General features: G+C 63.8%; 19 protein-coding genes and 2 tRNA genes. 13 read left to right on the plus strand and 8 right to left on the minus strand.

Translation table 11 applies throughout. From position 1 onward, the window contains the following. Positions 1 to 169: 169 nt before the first annotated feature. Positions 170 to 448: a ribbon-helix-helix domain-containing protein gene (locus ABXS05_RS19735; protein ID WP_311942566.1), complete on the plus strand. Its 279-nt coding sequence runs from the start codon at positions 170 to 172 to the stop codon at positions 446 to 448. Continuing rightward, complete coding sequence (locus tag ABXS05_RS19740; protein ID WP_311942569.1) at positions 448 to 642, plus strand: type II toxin-antitoxin system RelE/ParE family toxin; 195 nt, start codon at positions 448 to 450, stop codon at positions 640 to 642. The genes ABXS05_RS19735 and ABXS05_RS19740 overlap by 1 nt, the downstream gene beginning before the upstream one ends. A 159-nt stretch (positions 643 to 801) precedes the next feature. Here ABXS05_RS19740 and ABXS05_RS19745 read toward each other — a convergent pair whose 3' ends face one another. After that, positions 802 to 3,834 (minus strand): PAS domain-containing sensor histidine kinase, encoded by a 3,033-nt coding sequence (locus ABXS05_RS19745; RefSeq protein ID WP_367625127.1) that lies wholly within the window; start codon positions 3,832 to 3,834, stop codon positions 802 to 804. A gap of 183 nt (positions 3,835 to 4,017) precedes the next feature. Here ABXS05_RS19745 and ABXS05_RS19750 point away from each other — a divergent pair, with 183 nt between their 5' ends. From ABXS05_RS19750 to ABXS05_RS19760, 3 genes are all read left to right on the plus strand, one after another. Then, the gene (locus ABXS05_RS19750; protein ID WP_311942575.1) at positions 4,018 to 4,398 is read left to right on the plus strand and encodes a phasin; all 381 of its coding nucleotides are present in this window, start codon (positions 4,018 to 4,020) and stop codon (positions 4,396 to 4,398) included. Between the two features lie 664 nt (positions 4,399 to 5,062). After that, the gene (locus ABXS05_RS19755; protein WP_068286655.1) at positions 5,063 to 5,512 is read left to right on the plus strand and encodes a phasin; all 450 of its coding nucleotides are present in this window, start codon (positions 5,063 to 5,065) and stop codon (positions 5,510 to 5,512) included. 132 nt (positions 5,513 to 5,644) lie between these two features. Beyond that, positions 5,645 to 5,721: transfer RNA gene (locus ABXS05_RS19760), tRNA-His, on the plus strand. A 482-nt stretch (positions 5,722 to 6,203) separates the two neighbouring features. Here ABXS05_RS19760 and ABXS05_RS19765 read toward each other — a convergent pair. From ABXS05_RS19765 to ABXS05_RS19780, 4 genes are all read right to left on the minus strand, one after another. Next, on the minus strand, positions 6,204 to 6,413 hold the full coding sequence (locus tag ABXS05_RS19765; protein WP_068286658.1) for a cold-shock protein: 210 nt from the start codon (positions 6,411 to 6,413) through the stop codon (positions 6,204 to 6,206). Positions 6,414 to 6,646: 233 nt separating this feature from the next. Then, positions 6,647 to 7,639 (minus strand): GntR family transcriptional regulator, encoded by a 993-nt coding sequence (locus ABXS05_RS19770; RefSeq protein WP_367625128.1) that lies wholly within the window; start codon positions 7,637 to 7,639, stop codon positions 6,647 to 6,649. 150 nt (positions 7,640 to 7,789) lie between these two features. Next, positions 7,790 to 8,659 carry a substrate-binding domain-containing protein gene (locus tag ABXS05_RS19775; protein ID WP_367625129.1) on the minus strand — a complete coding sequence of 290 codons (870 nt, stop codon included), beginning with the start codon at positions 8,657 to 8,659 and terminating at the stop codon, positions 7,790 to 7,792. Between the two features lie 16 nt (positions 8,660 to 8,675). After that, positions 8,676 to 9,788, minus strand: a complete 1,113-nt coding sequence (locus ABXS05_RS19780) for a mandelate racemase/muconate lactonizing enzyme family protein (protein WP_367625130.1) — start codon at positions 9,786 to 9,788, stop codon at positions 8,676 to 8,678. 294 nt (positions 9,789 to 10,082) lie between these two features. On the opposite strand from ABXS05_RS19780, the gene ABXS05_RS19785 reads away from it, so the two are divergent. The 3 genes from ABXS05_RS19785 (at position 10,083) to ABXS05_RS19795 (ending at position 11,290) form a co-directional block, all read left to right on the plus strand. Further along, complete coding sequence (locus tag ABXS05_RS19785) at positions 10,083 to 10,382, plus strand: hypothetical protein (protein ID WP_068286669.1); 300 nt, start codon at positions 10,083 to 10,085, stop codon at positions 10,380 to 10,382. A 110-nt stretch (positions 10,383 to 10,492) separates the two neighbouring features. Then, a complete protein-coding gene (locus tag ABXS05_RS19790) occupies positions 10,493 to 10,825 on the plus strand; it encodes a hypothetical protein (RefSeq protein ID WP_367625131.1) in 333 nt (110 codons plus the stop codon). 249 nt (positions 10,826 to 11,074) lie between these two features. Continuing rightward, complete coding sequence (locus ABXS05_RS19795; RefSeq protein ID WP_367625132.1) at positions 11,075 to 11,290, plus strand: hypothetical protein; 216 nt, start codon at positions 11,075 to 11,077, stop codon at positions 11,288 to 11,290. Between the two features lie 170 nt (positions 11,291 to 11,460). On the opposite strand, the gene gnd is transcribed toward ABXS05_RS19795, so the two are convergent. Next, positions 11,461 to 12,885: an NADP-dependent phosphogluconate dehydrogenase gene (gene gnd, locus ABXS05_RS19800; protein ID WP_367625133.1), complete on the minus strand. Its 1,425-nt coding sequence runs from the start codon at positions 12,883 to 12,885 to the stop codon at positions 11,461 to 11,463. A gap of 255 nt (positions 12,886 to 13,140) precedes the next feature. Between gnd and ABXS05_RS19805 the strand changes: the two genes are divergently transcribed. Next, the gene (locus ABXS05_RS19805) at positions 13,141 to 14,472 is read left to right on the plus strand and encodes a hypothetical protein (RefSeq protein WP_367625134.1); all 1,332 of its coding nucleotides are present in this window, start codon (positions 13,141 to 13,143) and stop codon (positions 14,470 to 14,472) included. On the opposite strand, the gene ABXS05_RS19810 is transcribed toward ABXS05_RS19805, so the two are convergent. Beyond that, the gene (locus ABXS05_RS19810) at positions 14,429 to 15,862 is read right to left on the minus strand and encodes a C69 family dipeptidase (protein WP_367625135.1); all 1,434 of its coding nucleotides are present in this window, start codon (positions 15,860 to 15,862) and stop codon (positions 14,429 to 14,431) included. The genes ABXS05_RS19805 and ABXS05_RS19810 overlap by 44 nt on opposite strands. A gap of 217 nt (positions 15,863 to 16,079) precedes the next feature. On the opposite strand from ABXS05_RS19810, the gene ABXS05_RS19815 reads away from it, so the two are divergent. Further along, the gene (locus ABXS05_RS19815) at positions 16,080 to 16,328 is read left to right on the plus strand and encodes a hypothetical protein (RefSeq protein WP_311942602.1); all 249 of its coding nucleotides are present in this window, start codon (positions 16,080 to 16,082) and stop codon (positions 16,326 to 16,328) included. 228 nt (positions 16,329 to 16,556) lie between these two features. Beyond that, a complete protein-coding gene (locus ABXS05_RS19820) occupies positions 16,557 to 16,772 on the plus strand; it encodes a hypothetical protein (RefSeq protein ID WP_367625136.1) in 216 nt (71 codons plus the stop codon). Positions 16,773 to 17,013: 241 nt separating this feature from the next. On the opposite strand, the gene ABXS05_RS19825 is transcribed toward ABXS05_RS19820, so the two are convergent. Then, positions 17,014 to 17,088 (minus strand) — tRNA-Thr (locus tag ABXS05_RS19825). A gap of 100 nt (positions 17,089 to 17,188) precedes the next feature. Between ABXS05_RS19825 and ABXS05_RS19830 the strand changes: the two genes are divergently transcribed. Together ABXS05_RS19830 and murA are read left to right on the plus strand one after the other, a co-directional pair. Then, on the plus strand, positions 17,189 to 17,362 hold the full coding sequence (locus ABXS05_RS19830) for a hypothetical protein (protein ID WP_437178680.1): 174 nt from the start codon (positions 17,189 to 17,191) through the stop codon (positions 17,360 to 17,362). A 159-nt stretch (positions 17,363 to 17,521) separates the two neighbouring features. Continuing rightward, a complete protein-coding gene (murA, locus tag ABXS05_RS19835; RefSeq protein WP_311942611.1) occupies positions 17,522 to 18,817 on the plus strand; it encodes a UDP-N-acetylglucosamine 1-carboxyvinyltransferase in 1,296 nt (431 codons plus the stop codon). Positions 18,818 to 18,880 lie beyond the last annotated feature (63 nt).

The raw sequence follows: 18,880 nt of genomic DNA on the forward strand, positions 1-18,880 counted from the left end.
TCGCTCGGGACCCTCCTCAAGCGATCAGCATTGATCAGATAACTTAACAAGCACTTAATCTGCCAAAGTAGTGCTAGGGCGTGCCATCGGCTAAGTTTGCGCCTTTGTTAGCATCATGGTAGGAAAAAGTAGCAAGATCCATGATCTCCACACAAGGGGATATGCCCTGATGGCCTCCGTGGAAAAAGTAAGCATCGCCCTGACGGTCAAGCAGATTTCGAGCCTCCGAGGTGCCGTCGAGGCGGGTGAATATGCGTCGACTTCGGAGATCGTGCGGGAAGCCCTGCGCGATTGGGAGGTCAAGCGGGAAATGCGCCGTAACGAGATCGAGCGCCTGCGCCGGGCTTGGGACGAGGGGATTGCCAGCGGACCCGGCCGAAGCATCGACTTTGAGGCTGTAAGGGCCGAAGGCCGTCGCCGCCTCGCAGTAATCAAAGCCAAGCCCTGATGGCCGCCGCGCTGATCTGGACACCGCAATCGGAAGAAGATCTGCTCGATATCTACGTAGCCATTGGCCTCGACAGTCCTGCCGCAGCAGACAAGATCTATGATCGCTTGAAGGATGTTGCCCAATTGTGCTGCGCGATAACCCTCCTCTTGGAACCGCCCGCCCGGAAATCAGGGAATTTGCGAGAGTCCTAGTGATTGCACCCTATCTCGTCGTTTATCGGCTCAAGCCGGACGATGAGATCATGCCGGTAAACGAAGTCGAGGTCATCCGTGTCGTCGACGGAAGGCGCGACCTCACATCCCTCTTCTGATATCCTTGCCGGCGATCTGGCAGCCACGTGTGACGCACCCTTACTCCGCCAGCACCCGCGTCGAGGGGAAAGTAACCTCGACCAGCGTGCCCGAATTCTTGGTGGACTGGATGGTGAAAGCTGCCCGGTTGGCCTCCACCAGCGCCTTGGTCAGCGGCAGGCCGAGGCCGGTGCCACCCAGCGTGGTCGAGGCGACCTGGCGGAAGGGCTCCATGGCGATGGCGAGTTCGCGTTCGGTCATGCCGACGCCGGTGTCGCGCACCCTGAGCACAGCCTCGCCGCGCTCCGACAAGGTGGTGGAGATGATGGCCTGGCCGCCGGCCTGGGTAAACTTGATCGAGTTCGACAAAAGGTTCAGCACGATCTGGCGCATGCTGCGGCCGTCGGCCACCACATTGGGCAGGTTTCCGGCCAGCGCCATGCGGATGATGATGCGGTCGCGGCTGGCCTGGGGCTGCATCAGGCTGACGGACTGCTGCACGACCTCGTTGAGATTGACGCTGGAGAAGCTGAGGTCGAGCTTGCCGGCTTCGATCTTGGAGAGATCGAGCAGATCGTTGACCAGGCTGATGACATGCTCGCCAGAGGTATGGATGTCGCGGGCATAGGAGCGGTAGCGCTCATTGCCCATCGGGCCGAAGCGCTCCTCCATCATCACCTCGGCAAAGCCGATGATGGCGTTGAGGGGCGTGCGCACCTCGTGCGAAATCTTGGCGAGGAAGTCGGATTTTTGCGAGGAGGCCTCCTCGGCCTGGCGCTTGGCGGCCGTCAATTCGCTCTCGGCCTTCTTGAAGCTGGTGACGTCGCGCAGCACGGCACAGAAGCGCTTGGCCTCCTCGCCCGTCCTCTCGCTGCCGAGCCGGCCGATGGTCATGAACAGCGGCACCGAACCGCCCTGGCGCACGCGCCCGATTACCTCGCGGCCGTCGTTGAGCAGGCTGGCCACACCGTTGGAGCGCAGGCTGTCGAGATAGTCGAAGGCGGCCCGATGGCTCTCCGGCGCGAACAGCAGCAGGAGGTCCTTGCCGATGATCTCGCGCTGCTCATAGCCGAACAATGCCTCGGCGCTGCGGTTGATGCTGACGATGCGGCCCTGCCCGTCGAGAATCACCACGCCGTCCGTGGCGGTATCGAGCACGGCCTGGAGCTCGTCGGCCCGGCGTTCCGCCGCGTGCAGCTTGTCGGCACCGACCTCGCCGAGCGGGCGGCGAACGGAAATGAGCAGGGCGCTCTCCCCATCCCAATGCGTGGTCTGCACACGGCCGTCGACGGCAATCGTCTCGCCCGAAGCCGTTTTCAGGAGCACGCCGGGATTGGCCTCCTCGCCCGGGGGAACGGGGTCGCTGCCCGCAAAGACATGGTCGAGGCCGCCGACCTGGCGGATCGCTTCGACATCGGGATAGCCGAGCAATTCGAGCATGGTGCGATTGGCGAATTGCAGGTCCTCGCCGCGAGCGATGAAGATGCCGATCGGCAGCCGATCGATCAGGGCGACCGGCACCTTGTCGAGACGTCCGAGCTTGACCGGGCGTGCCACCGGTTCCGGCGCGCTTGCGGGCACCGTTTCGCCCGGGCCGGCCTCCGGCTCCGAAGCGGCATCCTCCAGCCAGCGGATCTCGTCGGCACTCAAGGCCGGCGCGATCGCGTGTTCGGCGGGCTCGGGATCCGGTTCTACAGGAGGGATCGCCGTGTCAGGCTTTTCGGCGCGCGTTTCCGATTCCGACGCAGTTGCAGCCTTCTCGCGATCGGCATGATCGGGCTCGGCCGCGGGGCGGACCTCCTGCCTTGCCGGCTCCTCGCGGCGCTCACCCTCGATACGGGCGCCGAGAGCCTTGGCGATCTCGTGGAAGGCGATGCGCTCCGTCGGCGTCAGGCTGTGCCGTTCGAGAGGTGAACGCTCCGAGGTGGGTCTTTCAGATACAGGCCGCTCGGAGGCCGGTCTTTCTTGCACAGTCTTGTTCGGCAGGCGCACCACATTGCTGTCGGTATTCCCGGCGGTCGCGCGAAATGTCGGCTCTTCAGGAACGGGCGCTGGCGCCGGTTCCTCTTCCTCCGCCGGATCGGCGTCCTGCCAGACGATCGTGGCTTTCGGCGGCGGTGCTTCGGCCTCGACCGGGGTCGATAGCGGCCGTGGCAGGCCGGCCATGCCGAAGCCACGGAATCCGACAAACTGCCCCTCGCCCTGGAATTGCGGCGACGCGCTCAAAGTGACCGGCGTTTCCTGGCGCGCGACTGAATCGGGCCACAGGAAGGACAGGCCGGTCCAGGTGCGCTGGCCGGCAAAGGCCCCGGTGATGGCCGTGGTGTCGCGCAGGCCATGCGCCGCAGCGATGTCGGCGAAGCGCCGACCAGTCCAGTCCGCAGCCTTCCGGCCCAGAGCCTGCGCCAATTCGGTCGAAACGGAGACGAAACGTCCCTCCGCATCGGTCTGGAAGACAAAGCGCAAGGGCTTGCTGCGAGCCACCGGCGAGGGCTCGGATGCCTGGCTCCGAACGGGCTCCGGTGGCGAGGACAGCGGCGCATCGGGCCTCATCGGTTCCGCACGTTCGCCATCGGCCTCGACCCAACGCCAGGCACCGCTCTGCTCGAAGGGCTTGGCGGCGGGCGATTCACCGGACGAGATCGAGGCCGGCTCCGTGCCCGGCAAAGGCGGCAGCGTATCCGCGACCGAGGGCGGGGCCCAGCTGTGCTGGCGCCGTCCGCGCGGAAGATCGAGCGATTGCACCAGCAGCCCGAGAAATCCTTCCGGACCGTCAAAGGACCGGCAGGCACAGGACAGGGTATCGAGCGCGCCCATGCCGGGCAGGCGCAGGCGGTCGAGCCGCATGGCGCCCGGCCTCGGCAGTTTACGGGCGATGGCCGCGATCTGGGGCGAGAGCGAGACCAGGGCCGGGCTCGATTGCTGGCGCAGGATATCGGCGGGCAGCAGCCCCAGACTCTGGGCTCCGGCGCGATTGGCCCAGGCGAGCGCACGCCCGTCCAGATGCCAGACAAAGGCCGGGCGCGGGTCGTCCATCAGCGCCTGCAGGCGCTGATCGGCCATCAAAGCCGTCCGCAACATCGCCTCGATCATGCCGTTTTCCAAGAACCTGCCGAAATGACTAACAAAGTATGAATACAGATGGAAAACAAAAGGGTAAATCGCCGCTCCCCCGTCATCCCCCGCTGATCTGGGGCATGGTTAAAACGGCAAGCCTGCGCTATCGTCACCCGCACCGTCACCGGCCTGGGGACGGGGGCAACGGAGGAGACGCCTATGACAACCAAGCCGCCGAACTTCGAAATTCCGTCCGAGATGCGCGACCTGGCGGAAAAGAGCGTCGATCAGGCCAAGAAGGCGTTCGACGGTTTCATGGGGGCGGCCTACAAGGCAGCCGGTACCATCGAAGGCACGAGCGATGCCATCCAAACCGGCGGCAAGGATATCGGTCGCAAGGCCCTGACCTATGCCGAGCAGAACGTCGCGGCCGCGCTGGACTTCGCCTCGAGCCTGGTCAAGGCCAAGGACCCCCAGCAAGTGCTGCAACTGCAGAGCGATTTCATCAAGGCGCAGCTCCAGGCTTTCGGCGAGCAGGCCAAGGATATCGGTGCCACGGCCAGCAAGCTGGCTTCTGACGTCACCAAGCCGAAGAAATAGGGCCTCGTCGAATCGCGTTGCCGGGATTGCCAGTAGAGGCAGCCCGGCAAGGCCGCAGCCCGACCTCGACTCCAGGAAATGCGAGGGATTCCTTCCGGCCTCTCGGGGGGAGATGCGGGCAGGGCCTCACGCGAGCATTGATTTGGGGCTTTCGGCATGGAAGCTTGCCCGGTGCGAGGTAAAATACTGCTTGAAATCTGCGTGTTAATAATTCCAGACAACTGAACTATTCTTGCCGTCACCGCAAAAAGACAGCCCTGTCTTGCATTCACGGCATATCTCTTCGTCGAGACCGCAAGCAATACTTTCCCTTGCGTAATGCCGGCCTTGCCTTCTGGACGTGAAGAGCACCGATTTGGCGGGGAATTGTCACAAAAATGCCTATTGCAACGCAATATCGAGCAAAATTCCGTCGATCCCCACGGTTTTGACCACACACAAAAATTCACCGATAGGCATAATTTTGGGCATGAATCGCTTAAAATTTGTGCTTTTATCGGACGATTGTGCACTGCAACAGAGTTATTGCATCGCACAAGGGCATTTGATATAGATTGTGGCAGGTGAGGTCGCCCCACATCGCGGCATGTCATGCCGAAGGCTCCTCAAGACGTTTCGTTAAGTCCACTGATCCAATTTCACCCTTACTCCCAAGGAGCGTTCTATGGTTGCCGCCAAGAACAAGACTGAAACTGAACTGGCCTTCGAAAATCTCTCCAAGCTGGAAATTCCTGCTTCCGTCCGTGACTTCGCCGAGAAGGGCGCTGCCCAGGCCAAGGACACCTATGCCAAGATCAAGGTTGCTGCCGAAGAAGCTTCCAGCGCTTTCGAAGGCGCCTACAGCACCGCTTCCAAGGGCGTTTCGACCCTCGGCCTGAAGGTCCTGGAGTCCGCCCGCACCAACACCAACGCTTCCTTCGACCATGCCATCGCCCTGTTCGGCGTGAAGACCTTCTCGGACGTGATCGAGCTCAACACCGCTTTCCTGCGCAAGCAGGCCGAGACCTTCTCGGCCCAGGCCAAGGAATATGGCGAGCTCGCCCAGAAGGTCGCCAATGAGACGATCGCTCCGGTCAAGGCTCAGGTCGAGAAGACCTTCAAGAGCGTTGCCTGATTTTTCAGCTCCGCTGACGTTACGAGGCCCGGACTTGGTCCGGGCCTTTTTCTTTGATTGGGGGCGAATGAAAAAATCCCCTGCCTGCACACTTGAAATAGCGGAACGATCCCGCTAAACGCATGCCCAGATGCAGTTGTAGCTCAGTTGGTTAGAGCGTCGGATTGTGGCTCCGAAGGTCGGTGGTTCGAGTCCACCCAACTGTACCATCGCACGGCCTTGGTGCCGGGATGGTACAAATCTTCATTCCATGCTCCCGGAATGCTGCTCGCCCAGACATTGTCAGGCTGATTGTGCCGACCGGTCATAGGGTTTCTCGAACGCACGATTCGCGGCAGCATCGGACGCGATGCCGAGATATGGCCGCCGGTTCAAATCTTGCCGCTCTCGCGACTCATGTCGATGCCCTGAAGGCCGGCCCGCCTTCCTCGACATCTTCGCTGGCCATCCGGTAAGAATACCGATCTTCATCCTCGGATCATCGAACGGCCCAGCGGCGCCATTTCCGCTGCCATGGTCCCTGTCGCTTGCACCCGTCGAAAACCGCTCCTTGCAGCCCGATACTGGGGAGCCGATTCGATCCAGCGCCCCCTTTCAAACAAAAACGCCCCCGGTGCGACCGGAGGCGTCAAATGGGCTTTCACCCATCCTAACTCAAATTCAGGCGCGTCCCGGGACGCGACCGCAGGACTTAGGAAGCCTGCAGGCGATCAGCTGCCAGCTTGCCGGAACGACGGTCCTCGGTCAGCTCATAGGTGATCTTCTGGCCTTCCTGCAGGTCGCGCAGGCCGGCGCGTTCCACCGCGCTGATGTGAACGAAAACGTCCTTCGAGCCGTCATCTGGCTGAATGAAGCCGTAGCCCTTCTGGGAGTTGAACCACTTAACAGTACCTGTGCTCATGACGAACCTTTCCTATGGGCACGATCGAACTTCCTGCAACCGACCGGCGGCACGAAGCTCCATGGGTCGAAATTGGTAGGAAGGTCATCAGCAAGCGTGGCCATGAGACCACACAGCCAAAACGTCCGGCCGAGATCGATGGGCTTTTATGCTGGCATCGGCGCAGAAATGCAAGCGCAGCCGCGCCCGTCATATTTGACATTGAATTTACGTCGATTTGAGCCGTTTCAGGGTCAAATCGGGTCGAGATAGGGGTGTAACTGCGACGGAGCAAGTGCGGGCAGATCGGCGAGGCGCGCCGGATTGTCGTCCCGCGAGCACCTCAAATGGCTTTCGAGGGCGAGCGCCGCCTCTTCCACCCGCCCCCCGGCAAGGTGCTCGAGCACGGCTTTGTGCATGCCGATCATCTGGGGAATGTCGGTGCGCTCGCCATAACTGCCGAACGACAGATGCACCGAAATCAGCGGCAATTGGCAGCGATAGAGCGTGGCGCGCAACTCCTCATTGGCGCAGCGCAGCACGACATCCTGATGCAGATCGGTTTCGAGCCGGTGCAGCAGCGAGGCATCCGACCGCGCCTCGGCAGTATGGGCCTGTGACACCCGGTCGAGCCTTTCTTCGATGACCGACGGTTCGAGTCCTCGTACCGACTGCCGCAGAGCCGCCGGCTCCAGCAGGATGCGCATTTCGTAGAGCTCGTCGATTCGGGTCGGTGTCAGCGGGCCGGCATACCAGCGTGCATTGACTTCCTGGCGCACCAGACCGACGCGCTCGAGCCTCAGCAGGAGCTCGTGGGCGATGGTCCTGCTGACACCGAAATGCTCGGCGAGCGCCGGGGTGCGGATCTGGAAGCGCCCGAACAGCAGGCAAGAGGCCACCTGGCGCTCCAGGGCGGGATAAATCAGGCTGCGCCAATTGCGCTGCCCGAGTTCACGTCCAAGGCCCTCGGGCAGGGTGACATGCCCGGCCAGATCGCCCGGCCTCGCCGGCACCGTACGGCTGAGGCCGACGACCACGCCCCGCAACGCCGGCCTGCGATGGACCAGGCGTTCGGCCTCCAGACGGGCCAGGGCGACCACGGCCGGCATGCGACCGACACCGAAGAGATCGGTGACCGCCTTTTCCCGAATGACGAAGCCGGCCGGCAGCGCCCCCGAGCGGATATGGGAGGCCAGCGTTTCGCCGACGATCTCGTTCAATCGCCGTCTTGTCGCCGGGATGCCCATGCCGCCCCTCCCCTCGCCTCCAAGCAGACTTTTCCGGCGAGGGTCCACCTTGGCCCTGCCCGAAAAGCCCGCTCATGTTCGACATTTCTACAGCGTCTCCTCGATCGCACTCGTGACGCAACCGGAAGGAAGCCGCCTGGCCTTAGCCCCTCAACGATAGCCCGCTTCCGACAGAACCCGAATCCGGGATGCATTGGCACGGTCGACGATCGCGGCTCCGGCATCGAGGCTTGCCGGCATCAAGCCATAGCGCAAATTGAGCACGAGCTGAATCACCGGATAGAAGCCCTGGGCATAGGGTTGCTGGTCGATGGTGAAGGCAAGATGTCCCGCTTCGACCAGGCGCAATATGCCAGGCGACAGATCGAAGCCGGCGGCATAGAGCGTGCGGCGCGTTCGTTCCACCGCCACCCCGGCGCCCTCGGTGTCGGCCTGGCCGGTGGCCAGGATCGCCGAAATACCGGGCTCTCCGGCCAGGATCGCCTCGACGCGCCGGGCGGCCTCCTCGACCTGATGGCCTGTTATCGTCTCGACCCACGCGATGTCGTGCCCCTCCAGGGCCGCCTTGATGCCGTCGCGGCGTTCCTCCAGCGCCGAGATACCGGCATCGTGGAGGGTAAGCAGCACGCGGCTGCCTGGCGCGATGGCCGTTGCCGCGCGCCGGCCAAGGGTCCGGCCCGCGCCGCCGAAATCCTGCGCGATACCGCTGAGCGTACCGGCACGGCCCTTGCCTTGGTCGATGTTGAAAGCCACCACCGGAATGCCCCTGGCATGGGCCTCGGCCACCACCGGCGCGAAGGCAGCGCCGTCGAAGGCAACCAATGCCAGCCCGTCGATGCCATCAGCCATGGCCTGGCGTGCGAGCGCTGCCATCTCCCCGGCATCAACTCCCTTCGTCCCCGTGAATGTCGCCTCGACATCCATCAGTGCGGCTGCATCCGCCATGCCCTTGCGGACCGGACGGAAGAAATCCTCGTCACAGGTCACGGCGATGAATTGCAGCTTGAGCCGCCTTGCCATGACAGTCCTCCCTCCATCAGCGAGCCGTGATGCGCCTGGCCGAGCCCTCCGCCTGCAAGGTGGCGAGCGCCTGTTCGTCCCAATCGATCCCCAGGCCCGGCTCCTGCGACGGCAGGGCATAGCCGCCCTCGATGCGCATTGTATTGCCGGTCACGCCGTCGAGTTGGGGAATATATTCCACCCAGCGCGCATTCGGTACGGCGCAGCACAGGCCGACATGCAGTTCCATCAGGAAATGCGGGCAGACGGCGACATTGAAGCTCTCCGCCATATGCGCCACCTTGAGCCAGGGCGTGATGCCGCCGATGCGAGCGACATCGACCTGCACCACCGAACAGGCGCGCCGCTGCAGATAGTCGCGGAAATGCGAGGGGCTGTAGATGCTCTCGCCGACCGCGATCGGGATCGAGGTGGAGGCGACCAGCCTGACATGCCCGTCGACGTCGTCGGCCGGCAGAGGCTCCTCGAACCAGCCGATATCCGCCTCGCGATAATGATGGGCGCGCCGGATCGCCTCGTCCACCGCGAAGGCCTGGTTGGCATCGGTGAAGATCTCGAAGCCCTCGCCGACGGCCTCGCGCACGGCGAGGAGGCGGCCCACATCTTCGCGCACCGGACGGCCGACCTTGATCTTGCAGCCGCCGAAACCATCGGCCTTTGCCTGGAGCGCATCGGCGACGATTGCCGCCGTGTCGAGCTGCAGCCAGCCCCCCTCGGTGGTGTAGAGGCGGACCCTGTCCTGGGCACCGCCGGCCATGACATGCAGGGGCAGGCCGGCCTTGCGGCAGCGTAGATCCCACAACGCCGTATCGACCGCGGCAAGCGCAAGCGAGGTGATGGCCCCCACCGAGGTGGCATGGCTGAGGAAGAGCAGGTCGCGCCAGATCTGCTCGATCATGGCGGCCTCACGCCCGATCAGGGCCGGTGCGAAGGTGTGCGCCAGCAATTCCAGCACGGAATGCCCGCCCGTACCGATCGTATAGCTATAGCCGATGCCGACGGCCCCATCGGCATCGAAGATGCGCACGATCGGCGTCTCCTGGGCCACGAAGGACTGGATGGCATCGACGCGCTTCACCTTGGGCTCGAGCACCACCATCGACAATTCGATGCGTTCGATCCTGGCCATGCTGGGCTCCCTGTATCCCGCCAAGGCATGCGCATATTCCTGATCCCGGTCGCGGGGGGCACGGCCGGAACAGGAATACATCCTGGCTTTCTCTTCAGGTCATCAGAGCGGCCTGCCCGGGCAAAGTCAAGCATAGTGCATGGAATATGCATTATAGAGTTGCCGCCGAGATTAACCCGCAGGATTCGGCGGATTTGCTGGTGCGCGGGCCATGCAACCGGTTCCGTCCCAACAACCGGCGGCGTATAGTCGTGAGCGCTATCCGATCATCCGATAAGAGAGGGGACTGACGTGATGCATGCTACCCCGATTACCGGTGCGCAGATCCGGGCTGGCCGTGCCCTGCTGCGCTGGACCGCCCAGAAGCTGGCGGATGCCTCCAGCCTCGGCGTGGCGACGATCCGGCGAGCCGATGCCTTTGACGACGTTCCGCAGATCACCAGCGCGAACGCCGCCGCCATCCGCCGGGCGCTCGAAACCGGCGGGGTCGAGTTCATCTCGGAACATGGCCGGGGCGTCGGCGTCCGCCTAGCCCGGCATCGCCTGCTGCAAGGGGCACAATTCGATCATGTCAGCGACGGGAATGAAGGGTGAGTAAGTTCCATCTGATCCTAAACAGGCTCCTCCCGATCGGGTCGGGGACACGACCAGGAGGGGTCTGCAAGCGACCGGACCGTCCTGGAATTGCCCGACAAGGTCCACGCATGAGTCGCGTCGGGGCGCTCTGCCTGGCAGCGGCAGCTGCCTTCATCACCACGTCGTCCGCCCGGGCCTATGACTATATGGCGCTCGGCGTCGGCACGATGCCGTGCAAATATTGGCTCTCCACCACACGCCTCGAAGGCGAGGGCAATAGCTGGATTCTCGGCTGGTGGACCGGGCTCAACAGCCGCAACGACAATCATTGGGTCGGCAGCCGCACGGACGGCAACGGCATCATCCTGGCGGTGAAGGGAGTCTGTCGGCACCAGCCCGACACGCTGCTGATGAACGCCATAGACAGCGTGTTCAGAAAAATGGCCAACCCGAGCAAGTAGGCGATCCCTGGCGAGAATACTAAAAATTTACCACGCATGCCGGCGCATGTGCGCGTTTATGCCTAAACAATTGCCACGCATTGACACTTTTCGCCCTCTTCCATATACCCAACGACGTAACATTCCCCTACGTTATGTTGGTTGGTGGGCTGCTAATATTCACCTACGGAGACGGATACTATGTTAAGAATTGTAAAGATCGCTGCCGCACTTGGATTTATTGCTGTGGCATCGGGCGCAGCGCAGGCCATGCCTGCCTCCACCCCGATGACGAAGGGCTCGTTGGTCGTCAACGAAATTGCCTTCCGCTGCGGACCGGGCATGGAACGCAACCGCTTCGGGCGCTGCGAATTCCGCCGCGCAGACCGTTTCCAGCGTCCCGGCCCGGCCTATCGCCGCCCGGCCTGCCCTCGAGGCACGCACCCCGCCTCGTCCGGCCGGCGCTGCGTTCCCAATCGTTTCTGAAAATAGGCGTCGGCTGTCCGACATCGGCATTGCGAGGGGGCATGGCGGACCATGCCCCTTTTTTCATGAATGTTTTCCAGAAGAGCCGAGAGGCTTCTCGACCTGGAAAACGCACCCATGCAAAGCGTTGGAGAGAAAGTGCGACATGCGGAAATCGCACTTTGCCTCAATTACTCGGCACCGGTGTGCCAAGGGCCGTGATGGGCACCGGGCTGATCGATACGCTCAAAGCCGTGGGCGCCGAAGATGTCGCGCTGGGCCTGCACCAGGTCCACGGTGGCCCGGCTGGCACGCAATTGCTGCAGATAATTGAGCGCCGAGGTCAGCGCCGGCACCGGATGGCCATTGGCCACGGCAAGGCCGAGGATTTTCCGCGCAGCCGGCAGGCTCGCCTTGAGCTCGCCGGCGAAATCGGGGTCGAGGATCAGCGATTCGGGCGCCGGCGTCGCCGAATAGGCGCGCGACATGGCATCGAGCATGCGCGAACGGATGATGCAGCCGGCGCGCCAGATCTTGGCGATCTCGGCGAGCGGCAGGTTCCAGCCGAATTGCTTGGAGCCGGCCGCCAAAACGTCGAAGCCCTGGGCATAGGCCAGGATCTTGCCGGTGAGCAGCGTCTTCTCGATCTCGGCGATGATCTCGGGCGTCGCCGTACCGATTGCGGCCCGTTCGGCATCGCCGAGGGCGCCGTTCACCGCCTGGCGCAGGCTGCGCATGCTGGACAGGCCACGCGCCTCGACCGCCGCGGCGATGGCGCTCGCCGGCACGCCGAGATCGAGTGCCTCTATGGCCGACCAGCGGCCCGTGCCCTTCTGGCCGGCACTGTCGAGAATGATGTCGACCAACGGCTTGCCGGTCGAGGGATCGGTGCTGCGCAGGGCCTGTACGGTGATCTCGGTGAGATAGGAGGCGAGCGGGCCCCTGGTCCAGCCTTCGAACACATAGGCAATGGCCGACGGCGCCATGCCGAGGCCGGCCCGCATCAGGCCATAGGCTTCGGCGATCATCTGCATGTCGGCATATTCGATGCCGTTGTGCAGCGTCTTGACGAAATGGCCGGCGCCGGCCGGGCCCATATAGGCACAGCAGGATTCGCCCTGATAGCGCGCGGCGATCGCCGTCAGCACGGGCTGGACGCGCTCCCAGGCCTTCTGGCTGCCGCCGACCATGATCGACGGGCCGTGGCGGGCGCCTTCTTCGCCGCCGGAGACGCCGACGCCAAGGAACTCGAAGCCCTCGGCCGACAGGGCCTGGTCATGGGCGACGCTGTCGCGATAATTGGCATTGCCGGCATCGATGATGATGTCGCCCTTGGCCAGATGCGGCTTGAGCTGGGCGATGGTCTCGTCGACGGCGGCGCCCGCCTTCACCATCAGCAGCAACGCGCGCGGCGGCTTGAGGGCGGCGACCAGTTCCTCGATCGAGCGGCAGGCGATCATGTTGCCGGCGAGATCGCCGGCTTCGACCAAGGCCTCGTCGGTACGGGCCGAGGAACGGTTGTAGACGGCGACCTTGAATCCCTTCTCGGCAATGTTCATGGCGAGGTTGCGCCCCATGACTGCCATGCCGATGACTGCGATATCTGCCTGTGCCATTTTTTCGGCTTCTCCCTGTTTGCCCGGGAGTCCCGAGCCCATCGATGCTTTCCCTGCGCTATGCCGCCTTTGGCCCCGGATGTACAGGCCTCCCGTTCTCAGGAAGCGCCTAATATTTGTGCAATCGCGCCGTAAAGTCTTTCCAGCAAACCGACAAGTCGCGTGCCTGTTCGCGAGGCAACTCGAGTGAATTGACAAGATACGGCATTTGCCGCCAGTTCCGGCGTATTGCTACCGGAATGCGGGGCTCACCGCGTGGATCTGACCGCCATCGCCAAAACCCTCGCGCGGGCGCTCGCAGCCCTCGCCGTGATCGTCGTGCTGGCTTCCCTCTCGCTGGGGCTGGCCGACGGCCTGCGCCGACCCGAGGCCATCAAGGAAGCAGTCCGGCAGGCCTTTGCCAGCCAGTCCTTCGGCGATCACGAAGCGTTCGAGCGCATCGGCCGGCACCGGCTCAGCCATTTCAGCGAATGCGTCGGCCTGTCGACGGCAATCGCGCCAGGGGCGACCAACCCGATCACTTTCACGCTGCAGTCCCCGGCCCTTCTGTGGCAGCCGCCGAAGTCAATCTGCGACAGCCTGCACGACCAACTCGCCGGCTCCGAACAGCCACATTACCCCTATTCGCGCTACTGGCACGGCTATCGCCTCATTACCGAGCCATTCCTGTCGTTCTTCTCCTATCGCAGCCTGCAGCTCTGGGGCGGCGCCCTCCTCTTCCTGTGCGCCTTTGTGGCGCTGGCACCGTTCCTGCCTCCCGTCCTCCGAGGCACGGCGAGCCCGGCGCGGGTCGCCACGCTCCTGGCCGTGACGGCCCTGGGCCTGGTGATGACGGACCTGCCGATATCAGGCCTGACACCGACCCACACGATTTCCCTCTCGGTCCTCCTGCTGTGCTGGACGGTCGCCTTGCGCAAACGGGGGCCGATGGAGCTGCTTGGCTTTGCGCCCTGGGCCTTCGCCATGGGCGCGGTCTACAATTTCTTCGATTTTCTCTACAATCCCGACCTGCTGGCCTATGTGCTCGGCTGGACCTTCCTGCTGCGCGCCGTGCTGGCGGAGCAGCGCCCGCTCGGCGCCAGCCTGGTGCAGGCTATCCTCCTGCAGGCCATTGTTATAGCCGGCTATTTCGCCATGTGGGCGACGAAATGGGGCCTGGTGGTCCTCGCCGGACGGATCTTCGGGGAACAGACCTCGGTGCCGAGCCAGGATTTCGCCCGCTGGTTCGGCGGCGGCGACGGGGTCTACCGGCCTTTGCGGGCCCTCTACGAGATGCTGCTGGAAAGCGCGGCCATGCCTCTGGGCTGGTGGCCGATCGCGGCCTGCCTCCTGGCCTGGCTCGTGCTGTTCTCGCTGGCGCTGCGGCGCGGCCGGGCGGCCGGCGCGCTCGCCGTTCTGGCTCTGACGCTCCTGCCGATGCTGGTGGTGGAGCTCAAGGCCAACCACACCATCCAGCACACCTCCTTCACCTTTCGCCTCATTCCCTTCGCCCTGGTGCTGAGCCTTGCAGGGATGGCAGCGATGCTGGGGCGCAGCGGTCCTGTCACCATATTTGCTCCGGGGCACGCGGGACGGGCTCCGTCCTGATGCCGAAGAGATGGCGTGTCCTGATCTCCAGGGACTGCGCCAACTGCTCCATGGTATCGAGGGCACGCTGCAGCTCCGTGCCGGTGAAATAGGTGAGGAGGTGCGCGGCGAGATCCGGCTCGCCGGCCTGGATCAGCACTGCGGCGCTGCGTGCAATTCGCGCCTGCTCCCCGATGAGCGTCGCCTCGATCGCCTGCCATAGTGCCAGGGCTTCGGGCAGGAAGGTTTCGTGGTGCTGGAAGAGCAGGTTGAGCAGCCGCTTGCCGGCGAGTCCGGCCGAGCGGGTCGATTCGATGCCCTGCGGCACCGCCGACAAGGTTTCGGGGCGCCCCTTCTCGGCATGGCGTGTGTCGAGGAAGCGTGCGGCCTCCCCATCGCTGAGATAGCGATGCCGACGATATTCCTCCGGCACGCTCTCGATGCCCAGGAACACCGGCACAAACGGCGCCGCCACGGCACCGACCTGGGTGTGCCAGACGAGGCGCAAGGCCTCGGGCTCCGCGCCCAGCAACGGCACCACCTGGCCATAGCCGGCGGTGTCGCCGGTCAGCCTTTCCGTGCGCACCGCCCAGAAGACGTCCGCCAGGCCGATCTTCTCCGGCCGCCCCGCCCGTGCCGCCATCTCCGCTTCGATCCACTGCACGCCGGCCCAGCGGCCCTTGCCGTCGCCATAGACGGCATTGGCATCGAAGGGCGTGCCAGGCCGATGCCACCCTTGTTCCTGCGCGAAGGAGACGAAGTGCGGCGGATAGAGGAAATCCGCCCGGGTTGGATCCTCGATCGGCACCAGCCCGACATAGCCCGGCCGGGAGGCGCGAATGGCATCCGGCCCGAGCCGCTCCGCCACCCACAGGCCCCGGCCACCCGAGAACTCGATCACCACCCAGGCCTCCTCGGCATCGGCGATCAGATGCGAATTGCCGCCATAGTCGGCATAGCCGTGGCGGGCGATCAGGTCGGCGATGATATCGACGCCGTCGCGGGCCGTGCGCGCCCGCTCCAGGACGAGGCGAGCAAGGTCGCTGTAATTGGGGCCGGTCTGGTCCACCGGCGTCATCGCCACCAGGTCGGGGCGCGAAGATGACCAGATGTCGCGCACGGCGACGCCATGTTCGTTGAGGCCGCCATTGGTGAGCGGGGCCGGCACGCCCTTGTAGTAGCTGTAGCTGACGCGCAGATGCCGCGCCGTTTCGGAAACCTGCGGGATCTCGCTCATGCGGCCGGGCAGATCGGCCTGCGGCGTCACGCCGACCGGGATGCGCGCATCCGCCTCATGCCGGCAGCGTGGCAGGAGCTCGAGCCAATGGCTCGAGGGTTCATCGCCATAGCCGGCGAGATAGGCGATGCCGTCAGCCGTATGGTTCCTGCCGATATAAAGTCCGTAGCTCACCGTTTGTCTCCGCGCTGACGCCCGAGGGCCGGTAACAGGCACCGACAAGGTAGGCCGGCCTCTCCCGCGCAGCCGCGTGGCATCGTGCCGCGCATCCTGTGCGCTCGGTCACGGCAAAATAACGAGACATGCGTTAACGTTTGTGCAACCTAATCATCCCTAGCGTAAGGCTACCGGGCGGCGGGGCGCTGTAGGTGAACTGGAGTTCAACCAGGGAATGACAGATATTTCGCAAAACGCTCAGATTTCCAGCGACTGGTTCAGTTATTTTTTTAATTCGACCATGCTCAGCATGATCGTCCTCGACCTTATTGTAGCTCTCGTAATTTTAATTGCTCATCGCTGGTTTGTCTTGAACGAGCGGAAGATTAACGCAACGTCAACCACATCAGCAACTTCAACCGCGCCCGAAAAAATCGAAACTCGCCTTCCCGCCATCGCCATACGTCCTGCCGCGCTCGCCTGAGCGGGCATAGTCGGGCCGTCTCCTGATTCGGGACCGCCCTTCGCCTCGCCGCCATCGCGCCTGGCATCACAGACTTTCCTTGATGCGGCCTCATCATGGCCCCGGGCGAGGCGTACTCCCTCCAGACTAGTTCTTTCGGCGCAGGCCAACGCCTAATTGCTGACTTGGCCACGCGACGCCTCGCTTTATCATGGCGATATCCGTTTCCCTTTCAGCCAATCGATTGCAATGACTACCGAACAAGCCAATCTTCTTCGCGCCTGCTATCTTTCCGGCCAGATGAGCGAAGCCCAATGGCAGGAGCATATCCGCAACGGCGACGTGACCGAGGAAGTGCCCTCTCCCGCCACCGGCGCGAAGTCCCTGCCGGACATGCTGGCAGAGCTGGAAGCGATCTACGACCTGCGGCCACCGGCCAAGACACTGGTTCGCCCCGAGATTTGAGGCAGGATCGGCGTTCGCCAAGCCATAGGAAGATGTTTACGGGCCGGATCTCCGGCCCGTTTCTTTTGGCCGTCCTGCCCATCGCCCAAAGACATCCCCAGCGAATCCGCCTGACCGAAAGGTCTCGGATGCAGCGGGGGCCTGCGGCTTTCGGAGAGCCGTATCAAGGACAGATGCTTGAATGCACAGCGCAAATCGCCTGAACGACGGCTTGAGCGATCAGAAATTTCAGGAATTGAGATGGTGCTGCAAGAGAGGATTGAACTCTCGACCTCTCCCTTACCAAGGGAGTGCTCTACCACTGAGCTACTGCAGCTTCTGCCGAAGGACTTGCCCGGCGCGGCGCTCTAGTGCCACAAGGGAGGCGCCGGCGCAAGCCGGTTGCTGCATAAAGTCGTCATTTGATGAAAACACCCGTGAAAACCGAGGCCGAAAAGCGGGCCGAGCGCCTGGCCAAGGCCCTGCGCGCCAATCTCGGCCGGCGCAAGAGCCAGTCGCGCGGGCGTGACGCCGGGCGCGATACATTATCGGGCGAAGGCCGGGAAATTGCCGACGGCGATGCGAAAATGCCACAGGACGACAGCGAATAGGCCCTGCCGCGATTCTGCCCGGGCTTCGCCCTTGTCCGGCCTTTGCGCTTCGTTTACTCAAACCGGTTAACCTTATCTCTTACGCTGCTCGACTGCTTGCCTCCCGGCCGCCACTGCGCCGATCACGGGCGAGGCCGAAGCCATTCCGAAGGATCGACCATGGATCGAATCAAGATCACCGGCGGCGCGCCGCTCCACGGCGTCATTCCGATTTCCGGCGCCAAGAACGCTGCCCTGCCGCTGATGATCGCGAGCCTGCTCTCCGAAGACGTGCTCACCCTCACCAATGTGCCACGCCTGGCCGACGTCGCCCTGCTTGCCCGCATCCTCGGCAATCACGGCCTCGACGTCACCATTGCCGGCAAGCGCCCGGGCGAGCTGGAACTGACCGGCCAGACGGTGCGTCTCGATGCGCGCTCCATCGTCGATACCACCGCACCCTACGAACTGGTCTCGCGCATGCGCGCCAGCTTCTGGGTGCTCGGCCCGCTGCTCGCCCGCATGGGCCATGCCCGCGTCTCCCTGCCCGGCGGCTGCGCCATCGGCACGCGCCCGGTCGACTTCCTGCTGATGGCGATGGAACGGCTCGGTGCCAAGATCGACATCGAGAACGGTTACGCCGTCGCCGAGGCGAAGAACGGCCTGAAGGGCGCCGAGATCGACTTTCCCAAGGTCACCGTGGGCGGCACCCATGTCGCGCTGATGGCCGCGACGCTCGCCGAGGGCACCACCGTCATCCACAATGCGGCGCGCGAGCCCGAGATCGTCGATGTCGCCGACTGCCTGATCAAGATGGGCGCCAAGATCAAGGGCGCCGGCACCTCCACCATCGAGATATCAGGCGTCAGCCGCCTGCAGGGTGCGCATCACCGCGTGATCTCCGACCGTATCGAGGCCGGCACCTATGCCATGTGCGTGGCGATGGCCGGCGGCGACGTCATGCTGGAAGGCGCCCAGCCCGAACTGTTCGAGAATGCGCTCGACGTGCTGCGCGAGGCCGGCGCCGAGATCGCCGCCACCAATGAAGGCATCCGCGTGCGCCGCAACGGCCATGGCATCGATCCGGTCGCCGTGACCACCGAGCCCTTCCCGGGCTTCCCCACCGACCTGCAGGCCCAGTTGATGGGCCTGATGACCAAGGCCAAGGGCAAGTCGCGCATCACCGAAACGATCTTCGAGAACCGTTTCATGCACGTGCAGGAATTGGCCCGCCTCGGCGCCCATATCCATCTCGATGGCCAGACGGCGATCGTCGAGGGGGTCTCGACCCTCAAGGGCGCGCCGGTGATGGCGACCGATCTGCGCGCCTCGGTGTCGCTGGTGATCGCGGGCCTCGCCGCCCAGGGCGACACCGTCGTCAATCGCATCTACCATCTCGACCGCGGCTTCGAGAACCTGGAACGCAAGCTTGCAGCCTGCGGCGCCCAGATCGAGCGAATCTCCGGCGAGGGCTGAGACTTTCCGCCTCGCAAAAGCGTTTTCCAGAAAAGCTGACAGACTTTTCGATTGAGAAAATGC

Source organism: Labrys neptuniae, from assembly GCF_040797145.1.
GTDB classification, from domain to species: domain Bacteria; phylum Pseudomonadota; class Alphaproteobacteria; order Rhizobiales; family Labraceae; genus Labrys; species Labrys neptuniae.